Source organism: Polaromonas hydrogenivorans (genome assembly GCF_040105105.1).
GTDB lineage: Bacteria > Pseudomonadota > Gammaproteobacteria > Burkholderiales > Burkholderiaceae_C > Polaromonas > Polaromonas hydrogenivorans.
On the sequence record NZ_CP157675.1, the window covers coordinates 3,627,924 to 3,652,357 of the forward strand.

A 24,434-nucleotide genomic window follows, 5' to 3' on the forward strand; every position below is an offset into this window, starting at 1 on the left:
TTTGTCAGTCGTTGGTGGCTTCTCGGTGCTGAGCCTTGCGCAGCGCCTTTTCCTCGATACCGCTGGTGCCTTCGCGGCGTTCCAGTTCGGCCAGCACATCGGCGGGGCTCAGGTTGTAGTGTGCCAGCGCAATCAGCGAATGAAACCACAGGTCGGCCACTTCGCCGACCAGCTTGCCGTTCAGCTCGGCCGTGGGACCGCCATGATCGATATCCTTGGCGGCCATCACGGTCTCGGTGGCTTCCTCGCCGATTTTCTTCAGGAAGGCGTCCGGGCCCTTGTGCAGCAGGCGCGCCACATAGCTTTTCTCGGGGTCGCCGCCCTGGCCGGGCTTGCGGCTTTCGATGATGGAGGCCAGGCGCTCAAGCGTGTCGTTGGAGTTCATGGTGTGCATTAAAAACTATTTGTAGATGCTGGCGGGGTCTTTCAAGACCGGCTCGGTCGCGACCCACTGGCCGTCTTTGTAAAGGCTGAAAAAGCAGCTGTGGCGGCCGGTATGGCAGGCTATTCCAGGTTCGTGACCGAGCTGTGTCACCTTGAGCAGCACCACGTCGCTGTCGCAGTCGAGCCGGATTTCATGCACCGTCTGCAGGTGGCCGGACTCTTCGCCCTTGTGCCACAGGCGGCCGCGCGAACGGCTGAAATACACCGCCTGGCCCAGTTCGGCGGTTTTTTGCAATGCCTCGCGGTTCATCCAGGCAAACATCAGCACGTCGCCGCTGGCGGCTTCCTGCGCAATGACGGGCACCAGGCCCTTGTCGTCCCAACGGACCGTGTCTAACCAATTCATGAGGGTATTGTCTGCGATTGCGGCATGCTGTCCTGCGGGGGCCGGGGTGGCCTTGCAGCGCATGTCTATACTATGAAATTAATAGCTGAAAGCGCCCGTCCATCAAGCGCAAACAGCCTGAAACGCTTGAAATTCAGAGCCGGACCGGAATGCCGCGACTGGCCATGTGGCGCTTGGCTTGAGCGACGGTGTATTCGCCGTAGTGAAAAATGCTGGCCGCCAGCACCGCATCGGCACCGCCCAACTGCACGCCGTCGGCCAGATGGTCCAGGTTGCCGACGCCGCCCGAGGCGATGACCGGCACGCCGACGGCATCGCTCACGGCGCGCGTCAGTTCCAGGTCGAACCCCGACTTGGTGCCGTCGCGGTTCATGCTGGTCAGCAGGATTTCGCCCGCGCCGCGCTGCGCCATCTCAACGGCCCAGGCCACGGCGTCCAGCCCGGTGTTCTTGCGCCCGCCATGACTGTACACGTCCCAGCCCGCACCGCGCAGCAAGGCGTCCTCGTCGCTGCGGCGCTTGGCGTCAATCGCCACCACGATGCACTGGGCGCCGTACTTGGCCGAGGCGTCGGTGATGACCTGCGGATTGGCCAGCGCGGCCGAGTTGAAACTGGTCTTGTCGGCGCCGGCATTGAGCAGCCGGCGCACGTCCTCGACCGTGCGCACGCCGCCGCCCACCGTCAGCGGAATGAATACCTGCGAGGCCACCGCCTCGATGATGTGCAGGATCAGGTCACGCCCGTCGCTGGTGGCGGTGATGTCGAGAAAGGTCAACTCGTCGGCGCCCTGGTCGTTGTAGCGGGCAGCAATTTCAACCGGGTCGCCGGCATCGCGCAGTTCGACGAAATTGACGCCCTTGACGACCCGGCCGCCGGTCACGTCCAAGCAGGGAATAATGCGTTTGGCGAGCATGTAGCGCCTAGCCGTTGAGTTCGTCAGCGCGCTCTTGAGCCGCTTCAAAGTCCAGGTCGCCGCTGTAGATCGAGCGGCCGCAGATCACGCCCTGCACGCCCTCGTCTTCGACGGCGCACAACGCGTCGATGTCAGCCATGTTCGACAGGCCGCCCGAAGCGATCACCGGAATCGTCAGCGCCTGCGCGAGCTTGACGGTGGCCTGGATGTTGATGCCGCTGAGCATGCCATCGCGGCCGATGTCGGTGTAGATGATGGACTCGACGCCGTAGTCCTGGAATTTCTTGGCCAAGTCCACCACTTCATGCCCGGTCAGCTTGCTCCAGCCGTCGGTGGCGACGCGGCCGTCTTTGGCGTCCAGCCCGACGATGATGTGGCCGCCAAAGGCGGTGCAGGCGTCCTGCAGGAAGCCCGGATTCTTCACAGCGGCGGTGCCGATGATGACGTAGCGCAGGCCGGCATCGAGGTAGCGCTCGATGGTGTCCAGGTCGCGAATGCCACCGCCCAGTTGCACATCAATCTCATTGCCCACTTCCGCCAGAATGCGCTTGATGGCCGCTTCATTTTTGGGCTTGCCTGCAAATGCGCCGTTCAGGTCCACCAGGTGCAGGCGTCTGGCGCCCTTGTTAACCCAGTTGCGCGCCATGGCCGCCGGGTCTTCACTGAAAATGGTGGACTGGTCCATGTCGCCTTGTTTCAGGCGGACGCAGTGACCGTCTTTGAGGTCAATCGCGGGAATGAGTAGCATGTTGGGCTAGGGAAAAGCAGTTGATGAGGTTGAAAAAAGGATTTGCCCTGGCAGGGGCGCATCCGGGAGGAGAAAAAAGCAGGTCAGGGATTCCAGTGCAGGAAATTACGGTACAGCGCCAGCCCCTGGTCAGCACTTTTTTCGGGGTGAAACTGGGTGGCGAAAATATTATCGCGCGCTATCGCCGCCGCAAAGCGCCCGCCATAGTCTGCCTCGCCAGCGATGTGGCGCGCATCAGACGGACAGGCGTAAAAGCTGTGCACAAAGTAGAAATACGAGCCATCGGGCACGCCGGCCCACACCGGATGGGCATGCACACCATCCGGGCGCGACTGGTAAACCTGGTTCCAGCCCATTTGCGGCACCTTGTAGCGGCTGCCGTCGGGCTGGAGTTTTCCGGCCAGGTCGAACTTGACGACCTCGCCGTGGATCAGCCCCAGGCCGGGCGTGGGCGCGCCATCCAGCCCCTCATGGCTGTTGTCGAGCAGCATCTGCATGCCGACGCACACGCCAAACAGCGGCTTGTGGCTGGCGGCATGCAGCACGGCGCCCAGCATGCCCGAGTGTTCCAGCGCCAGCATGCAGTCGTGCATGGCGCCCTGGCCGGGCAGCACGACGCGTTCGGCATTCAGCACGTCCTGCGGGTTCGACGTTACCAGCACTTCGTAGCCGGTGCCCTGCACCACATGCCGGACCGCCTGCGAGACTGAACGCAGATTGCCCGAACCGTAATCGACCACCGCCACCGTTTTCAAATTAGACATTCAGGGTAAAAATAAAATTTGCTATTTATTTAATAGCTAATTACGCCCGTCCTGCCTGCGCAGAACGCCAAAAACAGGCATAAATAGCGGTGATGACGTGCCTACAGTGAACCCTTGGTCGAAGGAATCACGTTGGCGGCACGCGGATCGATTTCCAGCGCCATGCGCAAGGCACGGGCAAAGGCCTTGAACACGGTTTCGGCCTGGTGATGGGCGTTTTCGCCCTTGAGGTTGTCGATGTGCAGCGTGACAAACGCATGGTTCACGAAGCCCTGGAAGAATTCGTAGGCCAGTTGGCTGTCAAAAGTGCCGATCATGCCGCTTTTGAAGGGTACGTTCATGACCAGCCCGGGCCGGCCCGAAAAATCAACCACCACGCGCGACAGCGCTTCATCGAGCGGGACATAGGCGTGGCCGTAGCGGCGCAGGCCCTTTTTGTCGCCAATCGCCTGGGCCACGGCCTGCCCGAGCGTGATGCCGACATCCTCGACCGTGTGGTGGCCGTCGATGTGCAGGTCGCCCACGGCGTGAATGTCGAGGTCAATCAGCCCGTGGCGGGCGATCTGGTCGAGCATGTGGTCAAAAAAGCCGATGCCTGTGGACAGTTTGGCCTGGCCGGTGCCATCGAGATTGAGCTTGACGGTGATCTTGGTTTCGGCGGTGTTGCGCGAAACTTCAGCGGTGCGCGGAGCAGGCAAGGAGGCAGCAGTGGAGGTCGTCATAGGGATGGTTCAAGCGCGGCCAGCAGTTGTGCGTTTTCTTCGGCGGTGCCGACGGTCAGGCGCAAACAGTTGGCGAGCAGAGGATGCATTTTAGAAATATTTTTGATCAGCACCTTGCGATTTCGCAAGCCTTCAAAGGCGCGGGCCGCATCGGGTACGCGGATCAAAATCATGTTGGCGTCGCTGTGCCAGGCCTTGACGCCGGGCAGCGCACCCAGCGCATCAAGCAGCACGGCGCGCTGGGCCACCACGTCCTGCGCCTGCGCGGCGAACACCTCGCGGTGCTCCAGCGCAAACAGCGCGCATTCGTAGTTGAGCACGCTGATGTTGTAGGGCGGGCGCACCTTGTCGATTTCGGCAATCAAGGCTTTTGGCCCCATCATGTAGCCCAGGCGCACGCCGGCCAGGCCGAACTTGCTCAGGGTGCGCATCAGCAGCACATGGCTGTGCCGGGCCATGCGGCCCGCATAGCTCTTGCTGGCAAACGGCTGGTAGGCCTCGTCGATCACGACCAGCCCGCCCTGCTCGCCGACGGCATTGATGATGTTCTCGATCACCGCGTCGTCCCACAGGTTGGCCGTCGGGTTGTTCGGATAGGCCAGGTAGGTGATGGACGGCTTGTGCTGGCGAATGGCAGCGAGCATGGCCGCTTGGTCGAGTTCAAAGTCCGGCGTCAGATCGACGCCGATGAACTTCAGGCCCTGCAGCTGCGCGCTCATCGCGTACATCACGAAACCCGGCAGCGGCGCCAGCACCGAGCCGCCCGGCACGTCGCAGGCCAGCGCCAGCAGCGCGATCAGCTCGTCCGAGCCATTGCCCAGCATGATGTCGAAGCCCTCGGGCATCTGCGCATAGTCGGCCAGCGCGCGGCGCAGGTCGTTGACGCGGCCGTCCGGGTAGCGGTTCAGCGCCAGCGCGCCCAGCCGCTGGCCGAGTTCGGCCTGCAGACCAGCGGGCAGCCGGTGCGGATTTTCCATGGCGTCGAGCTTGACCATGCCGCTTGATTCCTGGATGGCGTAGGCATGCATGGACTGCACGTCCTGGCGGATCAGTTTCTTGAGTTTCGGATCGAGTGTTGAATCAGGCGCGGTCATTTATTGGGGTTTTCTCATGTCGGGCACGGTGTTCAGGCGCATCTCGGCGGCGCGGGCATGCGCCTGCAGGCCTTCGCCATAGGCCAGTTCAGCGGCGATTTTGCCCAGCACCTGCGCGCCGGCTTCGCTGACCTCGATCAAGCTGGAGCGTTTCTGGAAGTCGTAAACGCCCAGCGGACTCGAAAAGCGCGCCGTGCCGCTGGTCGGCAACACATGGTTGGGGCCGGCGCAGTAGTCGCCCAGGCTTTCGCTGGTGTAGGCGCCGAGAAAAATCGCGCCGGCGTGCCTCAAGAGCGGCTCCCAGCGGTGCGGATCGCGGCTGGAGACTTCCAGGTGCTCGGGCGCGATGCGGTTGGAAATTTCGCACGCCTCTTCCATGCTGCGGGTCAGGATCAGCGCGCCCCGGTCGCTGAGCGATTTGGCGATGATGGCGGCGCGCGGCATGGCGGGCAGCAGGCGGTTGATGGCTTCCTGCACGGCGTCGATATAGGCCGCGTCGGGGCACAGCAAAATGCTTTGCGCCAGCTCGTCATGCTCGGCCTGGCTGAACAGGTCCATCGCCACCCAGTCGGCGGGCGTCGTGCCGTCGGCCAGCACCAGGATTTCGGACGGCCCGGCGATCATGTCGATGCCCACCGTGCCGAACACGCGCTTCTTGGCGCTGGCCACGTAGGCGTTGCCGGGGCCGGTGATCTTGTCCACCTTGGGTACCGTCGCCGTGCCGTAGGCCAGCGCGGCCACGGCCTGCGCGCCGCCGATGGTGAAGGCGCGCGTCACGCCAGCCACGTAGGCGGCGGCCAGCACCAAGGCATTTTTTTCGCCCTTGGGCGTCGGCACAACCATGATGATCTCGCCGACGCCGGCCACATGGGCCGGAATCGCGTTCATCAGCACCGACGACGGATAGGCCGCCTTGCCGCCCGGCACGTAAATGCCGACGCGGTCCAGCGGCGTGACCTTCTGGCCCAGCAGCGTGCCGTCCTCGTCGCGGTAACTCCAGCTTTCGCCACTGGCCTTTTTCTGCGCCTCGTGATACGTCCGCACGCGCCTGGCGGCGGCCTGCAGGGCTTCGCGCTGGGCGGCGGGAATCGACTCGAACGCGGCTTTCAGCTCGGCCTGCGTGAGTTCGAGTTCGGCCATCGAAGCAGCGTTCAGGCCGTCAAAGCGCGCGGTGTAGTCCAGCACGGCTGCATCGCCGCGCTGCTGCACGTCGGCCAGGATGTCGGCGACCCGCTGCTCAATTTGCGCGTCGGTATCGGCCGACCAATGCAGCCGGGCCTTGAATTGAGCCTCGAATGTGGCTTCTGCGCAGGACAGGCGGGCGGGTATAGCTAGCAAATTCATAGCATCAAGGACTTTACTGTTTTGCAGCGGCCTGCGCACAGGCCAGGGAGAAAGCATCGATCAGCTTGCGAATCGGCGCCTGCTTGAGCTTGAGTGCGGTCTGGTTCACGACCAGGTGCGAGCTGATATCCATGATGCGCTCGACTTCGATCAGATGGTTGGCCTTGAGCGTGCTGCCGGTCGAGACCAGATCGACAATCGCGTCGGCCAGGCCGGTCAGCGGCGCCAGTTCCATGCTGCCGTAGAGCTTGATCAAATCGACGTGAACGCCCTTGGTGGCGAAAAAGTCGCGCGAAATGGCCACGTATTTCGTCGCCACCTTCAGGCGCGAGCCCTGTTTGACGGCGGCGGCATAGTCAAAGCCCTGGCGCACCGCCACGCTGATGCGGCATTTGGCGATCTGCAGGTCGAGTGGCTGGTACAGGCCCTGACTGCCCGATTCGAGCAGCGTGTCCTTGCCGACCACGCCGATGTCGGCGCCGCCGTACTGCACATAGGTCGGCACGTCGGTGGCGCGCACCAGCACCACGCGCAGGTCGGGCTGGTTGGTGTCCAGGATCAGCTTGCGGGATTTTTCCGGGTCGTCAAGCACCTCGATGCCGGCGCTGCGCAGCAGCGGCAGGATGTCGTCGAAGATGCGGCCCTTGGAGAGCGCGAGCGTGATCATGCTTTCATCCGTTCAATATCGGCGCCAATGCCGCGCAGCTTGGCTTCCATCTGGTCGTAACCCCGGTCGAGGTGGTAAATGCGTTCGACAAAGGTTTCACCGCTGGCGACCAGGCCGGCAATCACCAGGCTGGCCGAGGCGCGCAGGTCGGTGGCCATGACGGTGGCACCCGACAGCTGTTCAACGCCGTTGATGACGCAGACCTTGCCTTCGATCTGGATCTTCGCACCCAGGCGCACCATTTCATTGACGTGCATGAAGCGGTTTTCAAAAATCGTCTCGGTCACCGTGCTGGTGCCCTGCGCGATGGCGTTGAGCGCCATGAACTGGGCCTGCATGTCAGTCGGGAAACCCGGGTATTCGGTGGTGCGAAACGACTGGGCCTTCATGCGGCCCTGCGCCTGGATGCGGATGAAGCCTTCACCAGCAGTCACCGTGGCACCGGCTTCGCGCAGCTTTTCAATCACCACGTCAAGGTGGTCGGCACGGCCATGGTTGAGCACCACATCGCCGCCCGCCGCCGCCACGGCGCACAGAAAGGTGCCGGTTTCAATCCGGTCGGCCACCACCTGGTGGGTGCAGCCGTGCAGCCGTTCAACGCCCTGGATGCGGATGCGCCGGCTGCCGTGGCCTTCGATGTTGGCGCCCATCTTGATGAGCATTTCGGCCAGGTCACCAATCTCGGGCTCCTGCGCCGCGTTTTCGAGAATGGTTTCGCCTTCGGCCAGCGTGGCGGCCATCAGGAAATTCTCAGTGCCGGTGACCGTCACCATGTCGGTCGTGATGGCCGCGCCTTTGAGGCGCGTCTGGCCTTTTGGCAGCCTGGCCAGCATGTAGCCGTGCTCGACGATGATGTCAGCCCCCATCGCCTGCAGGCCCTTGATGTGCTGATCCACCGGCCGCGAACCGATGGCGCAGCCGCCGGGCAGCGACACCGTCGCCTCGCCAAAGCGCGCCAGCAGCGGCCCCAGGGCCAGCACCGAAGCGCGCATGGTCTTGACCAGCTCGTAAGGCGCTTCGGGCGAACTCAGCGGGCCGGCATTGAGAATCACCGTGCCGGGTGCGCTGGCACTGCGCTCTGCCTCGACGCCCATGTTGCGGATCAGCTTGAGCATGGTCGCCACGTCCTGCAGACCGGGAACATTGAGCAGCGTGACGGTGTCGGCGGTCAGCAGGGCCGCGCACAGTTCAGGCAGGGCTGCATTTTTGGCGCCCGAGATATCGACCGAGCCGGCCAGGGACTTGCCGCCCTTGATGCGTAGTTTGTCCATGTTTTTTATTGCGCGCTGTTGGCGGCCCATTCGGCGGGCGTGTAGGTTTTCATCGACAGGGCATGAACCTCGTCGCTCTGCAGGCGTCCGCCCAGCGTGGCATAGACGCGCTGGTGGCGCTGGATCAGGCGCTGGCCCTCGAAAGCGCTGGAAACAATGGTGGCGTACCAGTGCCGGCCGTCGCCGGACAGTTCGAGGTGGGAGCAGGGCAGGCCTGCGGCAATGATGGTTTGAAGTTCTTCGCTGGTCATGGGGGGTCCGATGTTTACTCAGTCAATGCCTGATCTTATAGCCGGTGCGCAGCATGTTGACCGCCACGGCGCTAATGATGAAAAATGCCGTCAGCACCAGGCCCAGACTGAGCCAGGGCGAAACGTCGCTGACGCCAAAAAAGCCGTAGCGAAAACCGTCGATCATGTAGAAAAATGGGTTCAGGTGGCTGATTTTTTGCCAGAACGGCGGCAGCGAGTGGATGGAATAAAACACGCCGCTCAGAAAAGTCATCGGCATAATGATGAAGTTCTGGAAGGTCGCCATCTGGTCGAATTTCTCGGCCCATAAGCCGGCAATCACGCCCAGCGCGCCCAGCATGGCCGAGCCCAGCACGGCAAACACCACGATCCAGAGCGGCGCCACGAAACCGGGTTGGCCGAAATACACCGTCACCACGAACACGCCGGCGCCGACCAGCAGGCCGCGCACCACCGACGAGCCCACATAGGCCCAGAACCAGTCCCAGTGCGACAGCGGCGTGAGCAGCACAAACACCAGGCTGCCCATGATCTTGCTCTGGATCAGCGACGAGGAGCTGTTGGCAAAGGAGTTTTGCAGCACGCTCATCATCACCAGTCCGGGTACCAGGAAAGCGGTGTATGTCACCTTGCCATACACCAGCGCCTGCCCCTGCAGCACATGGCCGAAGATCAGCATGTAGAGCACGGCCGTCAGCACGGGAGCGCCGACGGTCTGGAAACCGACCTTCCAGAAGCGCAGGACCTCCTTGTAGAAAAGCGTCTGCCAGCCGGTCATTTCATGGCTCCGGCAAGGTCCATCGCCATGGGTTCTTTCACATCTTTTTCGTTCATCACATCGAGAAACACGTCTTCCAGGTCGGCTTTGCGGATTTCCACGTCCTCGGCCACCAGGCCGGCCTCGCGGACGGCGGCCAGGTACTGCTCGATTTCGCGCGCGTTGTGCGCCGGAAACTGCACGATTCGGCCTGTAATACGTGCCTGGCGCGCAAGGTGCAAGGGAAGTTCGCTATCAATCTTGAAGCGCAGGACATTGCTGGAGGCGGCACTGAGCAGCTCGGATGTCTGCGCCAGCGCCACCACCCTGCCCTGCTTGAGCATGGCAATGCGGCTGCACAGGGCTTCGGCTTCCTCAAGGTAATGGGTGGTCAGCAGCACCGTGCTGCCTTGCTTGTTGAGTTTGGCGATGAACTGCCACAAAGTCTGGCGCAACTCCACATCGACGCCGGCCGTGGGCTCGTCGAGCACGATGACCTGCGGCTTGTGGACCAGCGCCTGCGCCACCAGCACCCGGCGCTTCATGCCGCCGGAGAGCTGGCGCATGTTGGCATCGGCCTTGTCGGCCAGGCCCAGGCTGGCCAGCAACTCGTCAATCCAGTCATCGTTGCGCTTGATGCCGAAATAGCCCGACTGGATGCGCAAGGCTTCGCGCACGGTAAAGAAAGGGTCGAACACCAACTCCTGCGGCACGATGCCGAGCTTGCGCCTGGCATTGGCGTAGTCCAGCACGACATCGCTGCCATGCACCAGAACCCGGCCGCTGCTGGCGCGCGACAGGCCGGCCAGGATGCTGATGAGGGTGGTTTTACCGGCGCCGTTGGGGCCCAGCAGACCGAAGAATTCGCCTTGCTGGATGTCAAAGCTGACGCTGTCCAGTGCTTTCAGGCCGGTGGCGGGTTGGTTTCGCGCGGGGGGATAGGTTTTGGAGACAGACTGAAATGAGATGGCTGGCATGAGCCCGCTATTTTAGGGGCGGATGAGTTTCTTCTCTGCCGCAGCGAAATATGGCCCTGCAAGCGTTCACAAAGCAGGCGGAGATGGCCTTGGCCTCAAGCCGCCCTGGCTACCGGGTGTCCCGGAGTTGCGGGGATCAGGGCAGAAACGCCATAGACCTCGGCCAGCTGGAGCAGCCGGCCAGGGGCGCCCTGCACGGAAAAAACCTTGCTCGCCGCCATCGCCTGGCGACGGCACTCCAGCAGGATTGCCAGCGCCGACGAGTCAAACTGACTCAAGGCGCTGGCGTCCACGACCACCTCTTTCGGCAGGGACAGCACCTCTTTTGCCACTGTGTGGAAAAAGCCGGAGGCGACGGCATGCGTCAGGACGGCAGGAAGTTTCAGCATGTCAGGTTGCGCGCTCAGGACTTGGTCGTGCCGGCGTTGGTCTGGTTGCGCTGCGACATCGACGTGATCAGGCCATCGATGCCCTTGGCGCTGATTTCCTGCGCGAACTGGGTACGGTAGGTTTCCACCAGCCAGACACCGAGCACGTTGAGGTCATAAATTTTCCAGCCGGTCGGCGTTTTCTCCATACGGTAGTCGAGCTGGACCGGATCGCCGCGCCCGAGTACTTCGGTGCGAACCGTCACTTCGGTGTCGGTGGAAGCTGCACGCAGGGGCTTGACGTTGAGCTTCTGGTCATTCACCTGCGACAGCGCGCCGGAATAAGTGCGGATCAAGAGGGTCTTGAATTCTGCCTGCAGACGGGCTTTCTGCTCGGGCGTGGCCTGGCGCCAGTTGCGCCCCACGGCGGAGGCCGTCATGCGGGTGAAATTGACATTGGGCATGACCTTGGTATCGACCAGTGCCAGCACCCGGTTCATTTCGCCGGCCTGAATGGCCTTGTCCGACCTGATGGCATCCAGCACTTCGCTGGAGACGCGCTTGATCAGCGCATCGGGCGCTTCGTCGGCAGCAGCATGCGCAAAAGGGACTGAAGCCAGCAGTGCCAGGCTGAGCGTGGCGGTCAACAAGCGTCCAAGAGTTCTACGGTTCATGGTTTTTCTTTCAAAGTCAAAACAGACAACTATCGGCAGCGGGACAAGCACATTCATGCCCCTCATGGTGATCAGCCGTGCTCTGATGATTATTTTGCAAGCCTGCCAGACGATAGCCGATGAAGTTTTAAGGCAGCCCGGTAAATTTGGTAAAGCTTGTTACGAGGGCTTTATTGTGGCTTCGGTGCCGAGGCCGCAGGCGCACCGGCCGGCGCGGCCTCGGGCAGGTCAAAGCGCTCTTCGGGTTCGATGCGCTCATTGCCACCGATAAGACTCTGGCGGCGCTGCAAATAGGCATCACGGGTAAAGGCGTATTTGTCGAGCGCGGCCTGGTCGAGCAGATCGCCAGCACTGAGCAAACTGGCGCGCGTATCCACCAGCCGCAGGCCCGTCAGGGAATTGCGTACCGGGACATTGTCAACCTGCGACAGCGGATTGCCTTGTAGATCGACCACCAGGCCCGCCGAGTCCCGCACGCTTGACGGACCAAACAGCGGAAGCACCACATACGGACCCGACTTCAGGCCCCAGGTGCCCAGGGTCTGGCCGAAATCTTCCTTGTGCTTGGGAATTTTCAGTTCGCTGGCGACATCAAAAATACCGCCCAGGCCCCAGAGGGTATTGGTCGTGACGCGGAACAAGGAATCCATGGCCTCTGTGGGCTTGGCCTGCAGCACATTGTTGACGAACGACCAGACATCCGAGATGTTTTCAAAAAAGCTGGTCACGCCGGTGCGCACTGGCGCCGGCGTGATGTTCTGGTAGGCCGTGGCCACAGGCTTGAGGACGGCGCGGTCCAGTCCTTCATTGAAGCTGTACACGCTGCGGTTGAAAGGCTCCAGCGGATCGGCCGGGTTGGCCTGCGGGCCGGTTGCGCAGCCTTGCAGCAGGGTCAAAGCCAGGGCCGTGGCGGCCCATCCAGAGGCTTTTTTCAGATTGGTAGGTTTGGTCATTTTTTTTCTGTTGCTCCTGTTGCTGGCAGGGTGGGGGCGGCCCCTGAACTTTCATCGGCTGTCTTGCTGAACAAAAATTGCCCGATCAGATTTTCAAGCACCACGGCAGACTGTGTCTGCCTGATCACGTCTCCTTCCACAAGGTTTTTTTCATCGCCGCCCGCTTGTATGCCAATGTATTGCTCGCCAAGCAAGCCGCTGGTCAGAATTTTCAGCGAACTGTCCTTGGGGAAAGCATAGCGGCCCTGCATGTCCAGCGTGACACGCGCCTGGAAGGTCTGGTCGTTAAAGCTGATCTCCTCGACCCGTCCCACCACCACGCCACCGCTGCGCACCGAAGCCTTGGTCTTGAGCCCGCCAATATTGTCAAATTCGGCCGTGATCTTGTAAGTGGGCTGGAAATTCAGGTTCAGCAGATTCGCGGCCTGCAGTGCCAGAAACAAAATGGCCGCAGCGCCCACCAGGACAAACAGGCCAACCCACACATCAATTTTTGAGCGTTGCATCTAACTTCTTTCCAAACGGTTGAGGACAGTGCCTGCCCGGCTTTCGCGCAGCAAGGGCCTGTCCCACGAATTTTCAAGTCATCACTTCGTGAACATCATCGCGGTCAGGATGAAATCCAGACCCAGAACCGCCAGGGAGGCCACCACCACCGTGCGCGTCGTGGCGCTCGCCACGCCTTCGGGGGTCGGTTGCGCCTCAAAACCCTGCAGCAGCGCGATAAAAGTCACGGTAAAGCCGAACACGATGCTTTTGATGATGCCATTGCCCACATCGCGCCAGACATCGACGCTGCCCTGGATCTGGCTCCAGAACGAACCTGAATCGACACCGAGCATCAGCACCCCGACCATCCAGCCGCCAATCACGCCCATGGCGCTGAACACGGCGGCCAGCAGCGGCATGGTGATCACGCCGCCCCAAAAACGCGGCGCCAAAATGCGCTGGATCGGATCGACCGCCATCATTTCCATGACGCTGATCTGCTCGCCAGCCTTCATCAGGCCGATTTCGGCCGTCAGCGACGTGCCGGCCCGGCCGGCGAACAGCAGCGCCGTCACGACGGGGCCGAGTTCGCGCACCAAGGTGAAGGTGACCAGTTGGCCCAGCGCTTCGGTCGAGCCAAAGCGCAGCAGGGTGTAGTAGCCCTGCAGGCCAAATACAAAGCCGACAAACAGGCCGGAGATGGCGATGATGACGAGTGAGTAATTGCCCAGGAAATGAATCTGGTCACGCACCAGGCCAAAGCGCTTGAAGCTTGAGCCGAATGTCGCCAGAAGCCGCAGGAAAAGCCGGGCGCCGTAGCCCAGCTTGGCCAGCCAGCTGCGGGTGGCGAACCCGACGTCCGCAGGCTTGTACCAGCTCATGATGAAGCTCCGGATTTCAGGGAAACGGCTGTCGATGCGGGACCAAAGTCCTGCTCGACCGTGACCCCGGGATAGTCAAAACGAACCGGACCGTCAGGCAGCGCATGCACATACTGGTAGACCAGCGGGTCGGTGCTTTGGCGCACTTCGTCCGGCGTTCCCTGGGTGGCCACCTTGCCATTGGCCAGGATGATCACATGGTCGGCGATGGCAAAGGTCTGCTCCAGCTCGTGCGAGACAAAAATGCTGGTCAGCCCCAGGCTGTCATTGAGGTGGCGGATCAGCCGCGCCGCCGTTCCCAGCGAAATCGGGTCCAGCCCAGAAAAAGGCTCGTCATACATCACCAGTTCGGGATCGAGCGCAATCGCGCGGGCCAGCGCAATGCGCCGCGCCATGCCGCCCGACACCTCGCTCGGCATCAGGTCGCGCGCGCCGCGCAGGCCCACCGCATTGAGCTTCATCAGCACGATGTCGCGAATCAGGGCTTCGGGCAGGTCGGTATGTTCGCGCAGCGGAAACGCCACATTTTCAAACACGCTCAAATCAGCGAACAGCGCGCCAAACTGGAACAGCATGCCCATGCGCCTGCGGGCGGCGTAAAGCTGCGTCTGATCCATGGGCGTGACGTCCTGGCCGTCAAACAGCAGCGTGCCCGATTGCGCCCGGTTCTGGCCGCCAATCAGGCGCAGGATGGTCGTCTTGCCGCCGCCCGAAGCGCCCATCAGGGCCGTGACCTTGCCCTTGGGCACCGACAGCGAAATGTCATCGAGAATGACACGCTCCCCATAGCCAAAGGTCAGGTGATTCAACTCGACAAGGGAAGTAGAAGATGAGGGCATAGAAAAAACAAAAGCCGGATATTCCGGCTTCTGGATCATAAGGGATTACGCTAATTAGCGCGGCAGGTCGCTGTAGCCCATCAGGAACTCATCGACCGACCGCGCGGCCTGCCGGCCTTCGCGAATCGCCCACACCACCAGGCTCTGGCCGCGCCGGATATCGCCTGCCGCAAACACCTTGGGGACGTTCGTCGCATAGCCGCCGATGAAGTCGGTTCCTGCCCTGGCATTGCCTCGGTTGTCCTTTTCAATGCCGAAGGCGTCGAGCACTGAAGCCACCGGCGAGACAAAGCCCATGGCCAGCAGCACCAGGTCGGCCTTGAGGATCTGCTCCGAGCCCGGCACTTCAACCATCTTGCCGTCCTTCCATTCGACGCGAACCGTTTTCAGGCCGGTGACCTTGCCTTTTTCGCCGATCAACTCCTTGGTCGAGATGGCGAACTCGCGCTCGCAGCCTTCTTCGTGGGACGAAGAAGTGCGCAGCTTGATCGGCCAGTAGGGCCAGGTCATGGGCCGGTTTTCCTCGACCGGGGGCTGGGGCATGAGTTCGAACTGGGTCACGCTGGCCGCGCCGTGGCGGTTGCTGGTGCCGACGCAGTCCGAGCCGGTATCGCCGCCGCCGATCACGATGACATGCTTGCCTTCTGCGCGCAGCTGGCCCTTGACCTTGTCGCCGGCATTGACCTTGTTTTGCTGCGGCAGGAACTCCATGGCGAAATACACGCCGTCCAGTTCGCGGCCGGGAACCGGCAGGTCGCGCGACTGCTCGGCGCCGCCGGTCAGGACCACGGCATCGAAATCTTTTTGCAGCTGCTCGGGCGTGATGGTTTCCTTGGCCCAGTTGGTGACCCTGGAACCCTTGGGCAGGCTGCCGACCATGACGCCGGTGCGAAACACCACGCCCTCGGCCTGCATCTGCTCGACACGGCGGTCGATGTGGATTTTTTCCATCTTGAAGTCGGGAATGCCGTAGCGCAGCAGGCCACCGACGCGGTCGTTCTTCTCGAACAGCGTCACGTCGTGGCCCACGCGCGCCAGTTGCTGGGCAGCGGCCATGCCGGCGGGGCCGGAACCGACGACAGCAACCTTCTTGCCAGTCTTGTGCTTGGCGGGACGGGGCTTGACCCAGCCCTCGGACCAGGCGCGGTCGATGATCGCGTGCTCAATCGACTTGATGCCCACCGCATCGTCGTTCACATTCAGCGTGCAGGCCGCCTCGCAGGGCGCGGGGCAGATGCGGCCGGTGAATTCCGGAAAATTGTTGGTGCTGTGCAGCGTGTCAATCGCGTTTTTCCAGTCGTTGCGAAACACCATGTCGTTGAAATCGGGAATGATGTTGTTGACCGGGCAGCCGCTGTTGCAAAACGGCGTGCCGCAGTCCATGCAGCGCGCGGCCTGCTTGTTGGCCTGCTTGTCGTCCAGGCCGATGACAAATTCCTTGTAGTTCTTCAGGCGCTCCGGGACGGGCTTGTAGCCCTCCTCGATGCGCTCGTATTCCATGAAGCCGGTGATTTTTCCCATGATGAAGTCCTGTGCAATTTTTTAAGCTTTTAATGCCGTTTGCGCATATCCAGCGGGCGCAAGCAGCTATTAATACAATAGCAATACGGTGAACGGGCCAGAGCTTGGTACGGTGCAATGCCGCCCGCGGCGCTGGCCCTGTCCGGCTTATTTGGCGGCCACCGCTTCCTGGTGGTTCGTCGCTACCTGGGCGCTGGTGGTTTCGGTCGCGGCTTCCAGGCGGCGCTCCTGGCGCTCGATCAGGGCGCGCTTGTACTCATTCGGGAAGACCTTCACGAACTTCAGGCGCGACACGCTCCAGGTGTCCAGCAGTTCCCTGGCGCGCTTGCTGCCGGTCCAGCGGTTGTGGTCCTGCAGCAGGCGCTTGAGCTGCTCTTCGTCGCTTTCGCCGGCATGCCAGTCGGATTGGTCATGGGTGTGCTGTTCGGCGGTGGTCACCACGCGGTCCATCGACACCATCGAGGTGTTGCAGCGGGTGGCAAACTGCCCGTCTTCGTCATACACGTAGGCCACGCCGCCGCTCATGCCGGCAGCAAAGTTGCGGCCGGTCTTGCCGAGCACCGCGACCGTGCCGCCGGTCATGTATTCGCAACCGTGGTCGCCCGTGCCTTCGACCACCGTCGTCGCACCCGACAGGCGCACCGCGAAGCGCTCGCCGGCCACGCCGCTGAAGAAGGACTCGCCGCTGGTGGCGCCGTACATCACGGTGTTGCCGACGATGGTGTTCTTGACCGCGTCGCCCCGGAAATCAATGCTCGGACGCACCACGATGCGGCCGCCGGAAAGGCCCTTGCCGGTGTAGTCGTTGGCGTCGCCAATCAAATACAGCGTGATGCCCTTGGCCAGGAAGGCGCCAAACGACTGTCCGCCCGTGCCTTCGAGCTGGATGCGCAGCGTGTCGTCCGGCAGGCCTTCGGGGCGCAGGCGCGTCAACTCGCCCGACAGCATCGCGCCGACGGTGCGGTTGACGTTGCGCGTCACCTCGATGAACTGGACTTTTTCGCCCTTGTCCAGCGCCGCCCTGGATTTTTCAATCAGCCGCATGTCCAGCGCCCGGTCCAGCCCGTGGTCCTGGTTCATCACATGCAGGCGCGGCACATCGGCCGGCACCTGGGGCTGGTAGAACAGGCGGCTGAAGTCCAGGCCGCTGGCCTTCCAGTGCTCGATGCCTTTTTGCATGTCGAGCAGGTCGGGACGGCCGATCAGGTCGTCGAACTTGCGCACGCCAAGCTGCGCCATCAACTGGCGCGCCTCTTCGGCGACAAAGAAGAAGTAATTGACCACATGCTCGGGCTTGCCGCTGAATTTGCGGCGCAGCACCGGGTCTTGCGTGGCCACGCCGACCGGGCAGGTGTTGAGGTGGCATTTGCGCATCATGATGCAGCCTTCAACGACCAGCGGCGCGGTGGCAAAGCCGAACTCGTCGGCGCCCAGCAGCGCGCCAATCACCACGTCGCGGCCGGTTTTCATCTGGCCGTCGGCCTGCACCCGGATGCGGCCGCGCAGGCGGTTGAGCACCAGCGTCTGCTGGGTTTCAGCCAGGCCGATTTCCCAGGGCGAGCCGGCATGCTTGATGGACGACCAGGGCGAGGCGCCCGTGCCGCCGTCGTGGCCGGCAATCACGACGTGGTCGGCCTTGGCCTTGGCCACGCCGGCGGCAATCGTGCCGACGCCGGTTTCGCTGACCAGCTTGACGCTGATGCTGGCGCGCGGGTTGACGTTCTTCAGGTCGTGGATCAGCTGCGCCAGATCTTCAATCGAATAGATGTCGTGGTGCGGCGGTGGCGAAATCAAACCGACACCGGGCACCGAGAAGCGCAGCTGGCCGATGTATTCGCTGACCTTGCCGCCGGGCAGCTGGCCGCCCTCGCCGGGTTTGGCGCCCTGCGCCATCTTGATCTGGATCTGGTCGGCCGACACCAGGTATTCGGCGGTGACGCCAAAGCGGCCCGAAGCCACCTGCTTGATGCGCGAACGCAGCGAGTCGCCATCCTGCAGCGGCAGATCGACCTCGACGACCTTTTCGCCAATCACGCTTTTCAGCGTGTCGCCGCGCTTGATCGGGATGCCCTTGAGTTCCTGGCGGTAGCGGGCCGGGTCTTCACCACCCTCGCCGGTGTTGCTCTTGCCGCCGATGCGGTTCATGGCCACGGCCAGCGTCGCATGCGCTTCGGTGCTGATCGAACCCAGCGACATGGCGCCGGTGACAAAGCGCTTGACGATTTCCTTGGCCGGCTCGACTTCGTCAATCGGGATGGCCTTGGACGGGTCGATCTTGAACTCGAACAGGCCGCGCAAGGTCATGTGGCGACGGTTCTGGTCGTTGACGAGCTGGGCGAATTCCTTGTAGGTGTTCCAGTTGTTGGCCCGCGTGGAATGCTGCAGCTTGGCAATCGTGTCGGGCGTCCACATGTGGTCTTCGCCGCGCACGCGCCAGGCGTATTCGCCGCCGGCGTCCAGCATGTTGCTAAGTACCGGGTCGTCGCTGAAAGCGGCCTTGTGCATGCGCAGGGCTTCCTCGGCAATCTCGAACACGCCCATGCCTTCGACCTGGCTGGAGGTTCCGGTGAAGAACTTGTCAACCGTCTGGCGGTTCAGGCCGATGGCCTCGAACAGCTGGGCGCCGCAGTAGCTCATGTAGGTCGATACGCCCATCTTGGACATGATCTTGGACAGGCCCTTGCCGATGGCCTTGGTGTAGTTGTACACCGCCTTGTCGGTGCTCAGGTCGCCCGGCAGGCCTTTGGACAGCTCGGCCAGGGTTTCCAGCGCCAGGTAAGGGTGAACCGCCTCGGCGCCATAGCCGGCCAGCACGGCGAAGTGATGCACTTCCTTGGCCGAACCGGTTTCGACCACCAGCCCGGCGGTGGTGCGCAGGCCTTCCTTCACCAGATGCTGGTGAATCGCCGAGAGTGCCAGCAGGGCCGGAATGGCCACTTGCGTGGCGCTCAGCGCGCGGTCGCTGACGATCAGGATGTTGTTGCCGCCCTTGATCGCATCGACCGCTTCGGCGCACAGCGACGCCAGCTTGGCCTCGACGCCTTCACGGCCCCAGGCCAGCGGATAGGTGATGTCCAGGGTGTAGCTCTTGAACTTGCCCTGCGTGCGGATTTCGATGTCGCGCAGCTTTTGCATGTCGGCGTTGTTCAGCACCGGCTGGCTGACTTCGAGGCGCATCGGCGGATTCACCTGGTTGATGTCCAGCAGGTTGGGTTTGGGGCCGATGAAGGACACCAGCGACATCACGATGGCTTCGCGAATCGGGTCGATGGGCGGGTTGGTCACCTGCGCGAACAGCTGCTTGAAGTAGTTGTACAGCGGCTTGTTCTTGTTCGACAGCACGGCCAGCGGGCTGTCGTTGCCCATCGAGCCGGTGGCTTCCTCGCCGTTGGCGGCCATCGGCGAGAGCAGGAACTTGATGTCTTCCTGGGTGTAGCCGAAAGCCTGTTGGCGGTCGAGCAATGAAAGTCCCGGCACCGCCGGAGCCGTGACGGCGCTTTCCTTTGTCTTGCCGGTCACGTCGTCCAGCCGGATGCGCAGGTTTTCAATCCACTGCTTGTAGGGCTTGCTGTGCGCCAGCGTCGCCTTGATTTCCTCGTCATCGACCATGCGGCCCTGTTCGAGGTCGATCAGGAACATCTTGCCGGGCTGCAAACGCCATTTGCGCACGATCTTGTGCTCGGGAATCGGCAGCACGCCCGACTCGGACGCCATGATGACCAGGTCGTCGTCGGTGACGCAGTAACGCGATGGACGCAGGCCGTTGCGGTCCAGCGTGGCGCCGATCTGGCGGCCGTCGGTGAACACGATGGAGGCCGGGCCGTCCCACGGCTCCAGCATGGCGGCGTGGTATTCGTAGAAGGCCTTGCGACGCTCGTCCATGGTGGTGTGCTGTTCCCACGGCTCGGGAATCATCATCATCACCGCCTGGCTGATCGGGTAGCCGGCCATGGTCAGCAATTCGAGGCAGTTGTCGAAGGTGGCGGTATCGGACTGGCCGGGAAAGCTGATCGGGTACAGCTTTTGCAGGTCGGCGCCGAGCACCGGCGAAGACATCACGCCTTCGCGCGCCTTCATCCAGTTGTAGTTGCCCTTGACGGTGTTGATTTCGCCGTTGTGCGCGACATAGCGGTACGGGTGGGCCAGCGGCCACTCGGGGAAGGTGTTGGTGGAAAAGCGCTGGTGCACCAGGCCGAGCGCTGAAACGCAGCGAACGTCGGTCAGGTCCATGAAATAGGTGCCGACCTGGTCGGCCAGCAGCAGGCCTTTGTAAACCACGGTGCGGCTGGACATGCTGGGAACGTAGTATTCCTTGCTGTGCGTCAGGTGCAGGCGCTGGATCGCGGCGCTGGCGGTCTTGCGGATCACGTACAGTTTGCGCTCCAGCGCGTCCTGGACGATCACGTCGTTGCCGCGGCCGATGAAAATCTGGCGCAGGACGGGTTCTTTTTCACGCACGGTGGGCGACATCGGCATGTCGCGGTTGACCGGCACATCGCGCCAGCCCAGCAGCACCTGGCCTTCGGCCTTGACCGCGCGCTCCAGCGCCTGTTCGCAGGCCAGGCGCGATGCATGCTCTTTCGGCAAAAACACCATGCCGACGCCGTATTCGCCCGGTGGCGGCAGCGCAACGCCTTGAGCGGCCATTTCTTCACGGTACAGCGCATCGGGCAGCTGGATCAGAATGCCGGCGCCGTCGCCCATCAGCTTGTCGGCACCGACCGCGCCCCGGTGATCGAGGTTTTCGAGAATCTTCAGGGCTTGCTGGACGATGGCATGGCCCTTGTGACCCTTGATGTGGGCGACAAAGCCGACACCGCAGGCATCGTGCTCGTTGGCGCCAGCGTACAAACCGTGTTGTTCAAAATGCTTGATTTCAGCAGCCGTGGTCATGGCAATTCCTTGTCGGTAGCAAGCAGGAGAGGTTGATCGACGTGTCAGTCCTGCTCGCCAGGTGTTTCAAATTTTCAGCAGACGAGCATAGTACATGCCAGCCTTCCATGCAAAAAATTTTAATTGGGGTCAGATTCCAATTAACTCGTCATTTTGATTAATTAAAAATAATAAGGGACACATCAAAATTAATAGCTATAAACCATTCACAGTCGTGTGTATAAGGCAATTTCAGCTTGATTTTTCCAGGCCTAAAGGTCGTCCGGCCAAGGTTTTTTTTACGCGGCGATTTGTCAGCTTTTGCAAATTCACAACAAAGTTTTCATCACCAAGCGCCCAGCCACCGAGTACGGATTGAGTCAGCGCCTCCTGCTGGAGCGGCGTGATGCCTTGGGTGACCAGTCCGGCATAAGCCGCTTCGCGCGAAAATGGGGTGTTGCCCAGAGCCCAGAACAGTGCATGCGGCGTGACCATCTTGTCGGTTCGCAAGCCCACGTAGCGTGCATGACTGGACCAGGGATAGAGCGCAGCCTCCTTGACCAGGCCAGCGCGCACCGGGTTGAGGTCGATGTAAACCATGCAGGCCAGCAAATAGCGCTCGGTGTCTATCACTGTCGAGCGGTAGCGCCCTTCCCACAGGGTGCCCGAACGTCCCTGGCTGTCATTGAAATAGCGTACATAACGCCGGCCAACCGCCTGCATCATCCGCGGCAAGCCCTCCTCGGTGCTGGGCGTGGCAAGCAGATGGAAATGGTTGCCCATGAGCACATAGGCATGCAGCGCAACGCCGAACTTTTGCGCGTTTTCATCCAGAAGCACCAGCAGCATCTGGTAGTCGGCGGTCGATGAAAAAATCGCCTGCCGGTTATTGCCGCGCTGGACGATGTGGTGCGGATGACCGGGAACGGTAAGGCGGGGAAGACGGGCCATGAGCTGCAATGCCGGAAGTTTGCACCATGATAATTTGATCCGGCCGCCTTGCCCTTAACTGATCCAGTCGCTTAGCGGACGATTTTTCCGTCCGGCGTGATGCTGACCAGGTCAATGGCACGAACCGATTCGTATTTTTTTGCCCGCAGGTTGACGCGAAAGCCGCCCACATCGTAATCCGTCATGGAATTAAAGGCTTTTTGCAAGCCTACGCGATCTGGCTTGCCGCCGCCCGCAATGCTGAGGCGCACGCCCTCGGCAAAACATCGGGCCGCAACATAGCCTTCGACACTTTCATAGCTGGGCGCCTGGTCGGTCTGGTTCAGCACAGCCAGGTATTCCTTGATCAGCGGCATGACGGTGCTGCGCGGAGAAGGCACGACTTGGGAAATAACGATGCCGCCAATCTCCTTGCCCAGCGCGCTGAACAAGGGGTCGATGCCCACAACGGAAAAAGCCAGGAACTGTCCGCCGAAGCCGGCCTGCCTCATTTTTCGAATGAAGGCCGCCGATGAATTGAAAAGGCTCGCCAAAATGATGGCCTGGGGCTGGGCTTTCACGATCTGGGCAACTGCAGCATCCACCTTGTCGCTGTTGATCGGTGACAAGGCGCTGGCCACAAGCGGCGGTCGTTTCAGGTCAACCAGTGCCTGGTTGACCGCAGCCAGGCCGGCGCGCCCCATGGCATCGTCCTCGGCAAACACGGCAATACGCTCCTGATTGAGGGTTGCACAGTGGCGCGCCACTTTATAAGCCTCGTCAGCCAGCGCCGGACGGACATGAAACACATTGACAAGCGCAGGATCGTGAAGCGTGTCCGATGCGGCAAAAGGTGCAAAAAACAGGGTTCCAGAAGATTTGGCCACGGCATAAGCCGCATCACAGCTGGCGGTGCCTGCAAAGCCGAACAGGGCATCAACCCCTTCACTGATCAGCTTTTTGGCATTGGCTGCCGCCTTCGCGGGGTCGTACCCGTCGTCAAGCGCCTTGACCGCAATGCTGTAGCCGCCTACCCCGTTGTTGGCATTGAGGGCATCGAAGTAAATCTTTGCACCATTCAGGTAAGCCAGGCCAATCTGGTCAGCCGCACCCGTGAGGGGCACCGACTGGCCAAGCGTCACTTTTCGGCTGGTTTTAAGGGTTTGCGCCCGAAGGGCGGGACTGGCAATCACAGCAGCGGCCGAAACAAGCTTCAGGATCGACTGACGACGATTAAACATGACTCTTTCCTTTTGAGAGAAGGCAGAACATGCAAATCTGAAACCACCTTTTGCTGATTGTTAATGATATTTCAGCATGTCACAAAGGGTGTTGCCCTGGTACCGCGCAATCAATGCAATAAAAGCATAAAGTTCCTGAACATGCAGCGCGGCCGTCAACCCGGAAAAATCGCGTGTCCCTTGAGGCGCTCGTGCTCTTTGGCGGCAAAGCGGTCCGTCATCCCGGCGATGTAATCGGCCACCACGCGCTCCGGTTTTGCGCTGGCGGCGTGAGCGCTGTCGCGGCCGTCAAAGCGGTCAATATGCGCCTGCGGCATTTGTGCCGGGTCGGCCATATAGGCATCGAACAGATCGCGCACGACCTGCTGCGCCGCTTGCGTGGTTTGCACCACCTGTGGGTGACGGTATAGATTTTGTAGCAGGAAGCGCTTGAGAGATGCGGACTGCAAGGCCATTTCATCGGAAAAGCAGACCAGGGCGGCATGTTCGCGAACGGCCTGGACATCGGCTGGCGCCGCCGTTCGAAGTGCTGTCCGGGTGGCATCGATCACGTCGTAAACCTGGGCGCTGAGCATGCGCCGTATAGTTTCAAACAGCAGCCGCCGGCCCTGCAGACCGGGATACACCCCCAGCGTTTCACGCCGATACTGGCTGAACAGCGGCACATCCTCCAGTTGCTCCAGGCTCAGCAGCCCCGAGCGCACGCCATCGTCCATGTCATGGGCGTTGTAGGCGATTTCATCGGCCAGATTGGCCAGTTGCGCTTCCAGGCTGGGCTGCCGCCAGAACGGACCTTCAGCCTGCTCGACAAATCGGTGCGCCACGCCCCAGGGTTCGCGTGCTTCAATATGACGCGCATTGCGTTTTGAGCAATGCTTCAAAATTCCCTCGCGTGTCTCAAAGGTCAGATTCAGGCCATCGTAAGCCGGGTAGCGTTCTTCCAGCGTATCGACGACGCGCAGGCTTTGCAGGTTGTGCTCGAAGCCGGCGCTCTGGGCATTGTGGATTTTCAGGCAGGCATTCAGCGCATCCTGGCCGGCATGGCCGAAGGGCGTATGGCCCAGGTCATGCGCCAGGGCAATTGCCTCCACCAGGTCTTCATTGAGCCGCAGGGTACGGGCGATGGAGCGGCCCAGTTGCGCCACCTCCAGCGAATGCGTCAGCCGGGTGCGAAACAGATCGCCTTCGTGGTTCAAAAAAACCTGGGTCTTGTACACCAGACGGCGAAACGCGGTGGAGTGCACGATCCGGTCGCGGTCGCGCTGAAAATCGGACCGCGTCGGTGCCACCGGCTCGGGAATGCGGCGGCCGCGCGACATAAGCGGATCACAGGCGTAGGCGGCCCAGGTCATAGTTTATGCATCAAAA

The 24,434-nt window shown here is 61.7% G+C and carries 24 protein-coding genes; all 24 read right to left on the minus strand.

Annotation, left to right across the window (positions count from 1 at the left end; all coding sequences use genetic code 11):
- Positions 1–4: 4 nt before the first annotated feature.
- The 24 genes from ABLV49_RS17535 to ABLV49_RS17650 all read right to left on the minus strand — a co-directional run bounded on the left by ABLV49_RS17535 (position 5) and on the right by ABLV49_RS17650 (position 24,418).
- Positions 5–385, minus strand: a complete 381-nt coding sequence (locus ABLV49_RS17535) for a phosphoribosyl-ATP diphosphatase (RefSeq protein WP_349278442.1) — start codon at positions 383–385, stop codon at positions 5–7.
- 15 nt (positions 386–400) lie between these two features.
- The gene (gene hisI, locus ABLV49_RS17540; RefSeq protein ID WP_011800116.1) at positions 401–790 is read right to left on the minus strand and encodes a phosphoribosyl-AMP cyclohydrolase; all 390 of its coding nucleotides are present in this window, start codon (positions 788–790) and stop codon (positions 401–403) included.
- Positions 791–923: 133 nt separating this feature from the next.
- Complete coding sequence (hisF, locus tag ABLV49_RS17545; RefSeq protein ID WP_349278444.1) at positions 924–1,703, minus strand: imidazole glycerol phosphate synthase subunit HisF; 780 nt, start codon at positions 1,701–1,703, stop codon at positions 924–926.
- Between the two features lie 7 nt (positions 1,704–1,710).
- Positions 1,711–2,451, minus strand: a complete 741-nt coding sequence (gene hisA, locus ABLV49_RS17550; RefSeq protein WP_349278446.1) for a 1-(5-phosphoribosyl)-5-[(5-phosphoribosylamino)methylideneamino]imidazole-4-carboxamide isomerase — start codon at positions 2,449–2,451, stop codon at positions 1,711–1,713.
- A gap of 83 nt (positions 2,452–2,534) precedes the next feature.
- The gene (hisH, locus tag ABLV49_RS17555) at positions 2,535–3,215 is read right to left on the minus strand and encodes an imidazole glycerol phosphate synthase subunit HisH (RefSeq protein ID WP_349278448.1); all 681 of its coding nucleotides are present in this window, start codon (positions 3,213–3,215) and stop codon (positions 2,535–2,537) included.
- 101 nt (positions 3,216–3,316) lie between these two features.
- On the minus strand, positions 3,317–3,937 hold the full coding sequence (hisB, locus tag ABLV49_RS17560) for an imidazoleglycerol-phosphate dehydratase HisB (RefSeq protein WP_349278450.1): 621 nt from the start codon (positions 3,935–3,937) through the stop codon (positions 3,317–3,319).
- Positions 3,934–5,031, minus strand: coding sequence for a histidinol-phosphate transaminase (gene hisC, locus ABLV49_RS17565; protein WP_349278452.1), 1,098 nt, complete (start codon positions 5,029–5,031; stop codon positions 3,934–3,936). The genes hisB and hisC overlap by 4 nt, the downstream gene beginning before the upstream one ends.
- Positions 5,032–6,375 carry a histidinol dehydrogenase gene (hisD, locus tag ABLV49_RS17570; RefSeq protein ID WP_349278454.1) on the minus strand — a complete coding sequence of 448 codons (1,344 nt, stop codon included), beginning with the start codon at positions 6,373–6,375 and terminating at the stop codon, positions 5,032–5,034. It abuts the gene before it with no gap.
- Between the two features lie 13 nt (positions 6,376–6,388).
- Entirely contained in the window at positions 6,389–7,042 is a 654-nt protein-coding gene (gene hisG / locus ABLV49_RS17575) for an ATP phosphoribosyltransferase (RefSeq protein WP_349278456.1), read from the minus strand.
- Positions 7,039–8,313, minus strand: coding sequence for a UDP-N-acetylglucosamine 1-carboxyvinyltransferase (gene murA / locus ABLV49_RS17580; RefSeq protein WP_349278458.1), 1,275 nt, complete (start codon positions 8,311–8,313; stop codon positions 7,039–7,041). Before murA ends, hisG begins: the two co-directional genes overlap by 4 nt.
- Before the next feature lie 5 nt (positions 8,314–8,318).
- On the minus strand, positions 8,319–8,564 hold the full coding sequence (locus tag ABLV49_RS17585) for a BolA family protein (protein ID WP_011800107.1): 246 nt from the start codon (positions 8,562–8,564) through the stop codon (positions 8,319–8,321).
- A gap of 22 nt (positions 8,565–8,586) precedes the next feature.
- On the minus strand, positions 8,587–9,342 hold the full coding sequence (locus tag ABLV49_RS17590) for an ABC transporter permease (protein WP_349278460.1): 756 nt from the start codon (positions 9,340–9,342) through the stop codon (positions 8,587–8,589).
- Complete coding sequence (locus tag ABLV49_RS17595; RefSeq protein ID WP_011800105.1) at positions 9,339–10,298, minus strand: ABC transporter ATP-binding protein; 960 nt, start codon at positions 10,296–10,298, stop codon at positions 9,339–9,341. The genes ABLV49_RS17590 and ABLV49_RS17595 overlap by 4 nt, the downstream gene beginning before the upstream one ends.
- Before the next feature lie 95 nt (positions 10,299–10,393).
- Positions 10,394–10,687: an STAS domain-containing protein gene (locus ABLV49_RS17600; RefSeq protein ID WP_349278463.1), complete on the minus strand. Its 294-nt coding sequence runs from the start codon at positions 10,685–10,687 to the stop codon at positions 10,394–10,396.
- Positions 10,688–10,701: 14 nt separating this feature from the next.
- Entirely contained in the window at positions 10,702–11,340 is a 639-nt protein-coding gene (locus ABLV49_RS17605) for an MlaC/ttg2D family ABC transporter substrate-binding protein (RefSeq protein ID WP_349278465.1), read from the minus strand.
- Between the two features lie 170 nt (positions 11,341–11,510).
- Positions 11,511–12,293: an MlaA family lipoprotein gene (locus tag ABLV49_RS17610; RefSeq protein WP_349278467.1), complete on the minus strand. Its 783-nt coding sequence runs from the start codon at positions 12,291–12,293 to the stop codon at positions 11,511–11,513.
- Positions 12,290–12,799: an outer membrane lipid asymmetry maintenance protein MlaD gene (gene mlaD, locus ABLV49_RS17615; protein ID WP_349278468.1), complete on the minus strand. Its 510-nt coding sequence runs from the start codon at positions 12,797–12,799 to the stop codon at positions 12,290–12,292. Before mlaD ends, ABLV49_RS17610 begins: the two co-directional genes overlap by 4 nt.
- Before the next feature lie 81 nt (positions 12,800–12,880).
- On the minus strand, positions 12,881–13,663 hold the full coding sequence (mlaE, locus tag ABLV49_RS17620; RefSeq protein ID WP_349278470.1) for a lipid asymmetry maintenance ABC transporter permease subunit MlaE: 783 nt from the start codon (positions 13,661–13,663) through the stop codon (positions 12,881–12,883).
- The gene (locus tag ABLV49_RS17625) at positions 13,660–14,502 is read right to left on the minus strand and encodes an ABC transporter ATP-binding protein (RefSeq protein ID WP_349278472.1); all 843 of its coding nucleotides are present in this window, start codon (positions 14,500–14,502) and stop codon (positions 13,660–13,662) included. Before ABLV49_RS17625 ends, mlaE begins: the two co-directional genes overlap by 4 nt.
- A 54-nt stretch (positions 14,503–14,556) precedes the next feature.
- Complete coding sequence (locus ABLV49_RS17630; protein ID WP_349278474.1) at positions 14,557–16,023, minus strand: glutamate synthase subunit beta; 1,467 nt, start codon at positions 16,021–16,023, stop codon at positions 14,557–14,559.
- A gap of 147 nt (positions 16,024–16,170) precedes the next feature.
- A complete protein-coding gene (locus ABLV49_RS17635; RefSeq protein ID WP_349278476.1) occupies positions 16,171–20,916 on the minus strand; it encodes a glutamate synthase-related protein in 4,746 nt (1,581 codons plus the stop codon).
- Positions 20,917–21,147: 231 nt separating this feature from the next.
- Complete coding sequence (locus ABLV49_RS17640; protein WP_349278478.1) at positions 21,148–21,846, minus strand: transposase; 699 nt, start codon at positions 21,844–21,846, stop codon at positions 21,148–21,150.
- A 71-nt stretch (positions 21,847–21,917) separates the two neighbouring features.
- Positions 21,918–23,066: an ABC transporter substrate-binding protein gene (locus tag ABLV49_RS17645; protein WP_349278480.1), complete on the minus strand. Its 1,149-nt coding sequence runs from the start codon at positions 23,064–23,066 to the stop codon at positions 21,918–21,920.
- A 155-nt stretch (positions 23,067–23,221) separates the two neighbouring features.
- On the minus strand, positions 23,222–24,418 hold the full coding sequence (locus ABLV49_RS17650) for a deoxyguanosinetriphosphate triphosphohydrolase (protein ID WP_349278482.1): 1,197 nt from the start codon (positions 24,416–24,418) through the stop codon (positions 23,222–23,224).
- Positions 24,419–24,434: the final 16 nt, after the last annotated feature.